The sequence below is a fragment of the Pseudomonas emilianonis genome (assembly GCF_023072625.1).
Lineage (GTDB): Bacteria > Pseudomonadota > Gammaproteobacteria > Pseudomonadales > Pseudomonadaceae > Aquipseudomonas > Aquipseudomonas paraveronii.
In genome coordinates, this window is the sequence record NZ_JAKNRV010000114.1 from 1 (window position 1) to 2,412 (window position 2,412).

A 2,412-nucleotide genomic window follows, 5' to 3' on the forward strand; every position below is an offset into this window, starting at 1 on the left:
CCCGGCGACCATCGCCAGCCTGGCCAGCCTGGCGACGTTCCTGATGCCGCTGATCGCGCTGTTGCTGGCCTATGACGCGATCGTCGGCGAAGACGAGAGTGGCACCTTGTTGTTGCTGCTCACCTACCCCTTGGGGCGCGGGCAGATCCTGCTCGGCAAGTTCGTCGGCCATGGGCTGATCCTTGCGCTGGCCACGGTACTCGGCTTCGGCTGCGCGATGCTCGCGATTGCGCTGCTGGTCGACGCCGTGGATTTCGCCATGCTGCTCTGGGCCTTCGGCCGGTTCATGCTGACCTCGGCCTTGTTGGGTTGGTGCTTTCTCGGGATGGCCTATGGCTTGAGCAGCCTGTGTGCAGAAAAATCCACCGCCGCCGGGCTGGCGCTGGGCGTGTGGTTCTATTTCGTGCTGGTTTTCGACCTGGCGCTGCTGGCCTTGCTGGTGCTCAGCAAAGGCCAGTTCAACCCGCAGGGGCTGCCCTGGTTGCTGCTGCTCAACCCGACCGACGTGTATCGGCTGATCAACCTCTCCGGTTTCGGCACGGGCACCCAGTCCGTGGGGGTGATGGCCCTGGGGTCGGACCTCGACGTGCCGCCGCTGGCCCTGTGGGCGTGCCTGCTGGCATGGGTGGCCGTGCCGCTGGCGCTGGCCTACGGGCTGTTCCGGCGCCGCGCGGCGTGAGGACTTTTTATGACTGTTGGAGTGAGTGATATGGGTTTCAAGACACGGGTAGTGGCGGCCTTGCTGGTCGGCTTGTTGATGAGCGCCTGCGACAAGGTGCAGGAGTCGAGCTTCAGCGAAGCGCCGGTGGCGTTTCATCCGAACGACGAGTGCCACGTCTGCGGCATGGTGATCAACCAATTCCCCGGGCCCAAGGGCCAAGTGGTAGAGCGTGACGGGGTGAAGAAATTCTGTTCCACCGCCGAAATGCTCGGCTGGTGGCTACAACCGGAAAACCGGCACGACGACGCCAAGTTGTACGTGCATGACATGGGCCGCAGCCAGTGGGACGCCCCGGACGACAAGCACCTGATCGACGCCCGCACCGCCTACTACGTGATCGGCACCGGGCTCAAGGGTGCCATGGGCGTGGTGCTGGCTTCGTTTGCCGATGAGGCGCAGGCGCAGAAAGTCGCGGCGGATACCGGGGGCCGGCTGTTGCGCTTCGAGCAGATTGACCTGGCGCTGTTGCAGCAACCGATGCCGATGATGCACAGCGGGCATTGACCGCGAGGGGGTATCAACCGGCTTGATACCCCATCAACTGCTCTTCGTTGAGGATTCGAATGGTGCGCTGGCGCACCTCGATCAACCCGCCTTCCACCAGCCGATGCAGAATCCTCGAAAACGTCTCCGGCTGAATCCCCAGCTTCGACGCCACCAGGCGCTTGGGCACCTGCAACACCACCTCGTTGTTGACGCCGTCGCGCTCCTGGAACAGGAAATTGATCACCCGGCGACTGGCATTGGCCAGGGTCAGGGTGTCGATGTCCTGGAGGCGCTGATGCAGGTGAATACTCATGCTCGCCAGAATCGCCAGGCAAATGGCTGGCTGATCTTCCAGCGCCCGGCGATAGTGTTGGCCTTCGATACTCACCAGGACGCTGTCCTTGAGCGCGGTGCCACTCACCGGGTACGCCTTGGCCTGGGTAAACAGCAGCGCTTCGGCAAACGTCTGGCCGGAGTGGATGACTTCCACCAGATGCTCCTGACCCTCACCCGTGACCCGGTGCAGCTTGATCTGTCCGCTGACCAGCAGAAAGAACCGATCAGCGGGATCGCCCTGATGCATGAGCGGAGTGTGATTGGGCAAGCGCCTGAGACTGGCCAGGGTGCAGACATCCTGAAAGGTTTTTTCAGGCAACCGGCTGAACAGGTGATGCCGGCGCAGGGTTAGAACGATTTGGGGATGGGTGAGCATAAGGGCCTCCACGGGTCATCAGGGTAGGGCGGCCCGGGGTTTGGGGATATGCCTCGAAGGGGGTACCTCTTCCCGCGTTTGGCGAGTTTGGGTTAACGGGGCGCCCCAGTAGCCGGCCTGACCGGTCAAAAAAGTGGGAGGGGGCTTGCTCCCGATAGCAGTGTGTCAGCCAATACATGCATGACTGATGCACCGCTATCGGGAGCAAGCCCCCTCCCACTTTTTGATCTCCGTGGATCAGATAGAACTCATTTTGGCTCTGGCTCTGGCTCTTAGGCGCGGGCTTATAGCCGACCTGATCCTGGAAGCCGAACGCGGTCAAGAATGTGGGAGGGGGCTTGCCCCCGATAGCAGTGTGTCAGCCACTACATGCATGACTGATGCACCGCCATCGGGGGCAAGCCCCCTCCCACATTTGGATCTCCATGGATCAGATAGAACTCATTTTGGCTCTGGCTCTGGCTCTTAGGCGCGGGCTTATAGCCGACCTGAT

The 2,412-nt window shown here is 62.0% G+C and carries 3 protein-coding genes; 2 read left to right on the forward strand and 1 reads right to left on the reverse strand.

Annotation, left to right across the window (positions count from 1 at the left end):
- On the forward strand, positions 1 to 679 hold a 679-nt coding region (locus L9Z73_RS13815; RefSeq protein WP_247401768.1), incomplete at its 5' end, for an ABC transporter permease subunit.
- 30 nt (positions 680 to 709) lie between these two features.
- Entirely contained in the window at positions 710 to 1,225 is a 516-nt protein-coding gene (locus tag L9Z73_RS13820; RefSeq protein ID WP_247401770.1) for a nitrous oxide reductase accessory protein NosL, read from the forward strand.
- A gap of 13 nt (positions 1,226 to 1,238) precedes the next feature.
- Here the strand turns inward: L9Z73_RS13820 and L9Z73_RS13825 are convergent, their stop codons facing one another.
- The gene (locus L9Z73_RS13825) at positions 1,239 to 1,919 is read right to left on the reverse strand and encodes a Crp/Fnr family transcriptional regulator (RefSeq protein ID WP_247401772.1); all 681 of its coding nucleotides are present in this window, start codon (positions 1,917 to 1,919) and stop codon (positions 1,239 to 1,241) included.
- Between the last annotated feature and the right edge of the window lie 493 nt (positions 1,920 to 2,412).

Coding starts and splice junctions, on each gene's coding strand:
- L9Z73_RS13825 (WP_247401772.1), bottom strand. CDS start 1,919: ATGCTCACCCATCCCCAAATCGTTCTAACCCTGCGCCGGCATCACCTG.
- L9Z73_RS13820 (WP_247401770.1), top strand. CDS start 710: ATGGGTTTCAAGACACGGGTAGTGGCGGCCTTGCTGGTCGGCTTGTTG.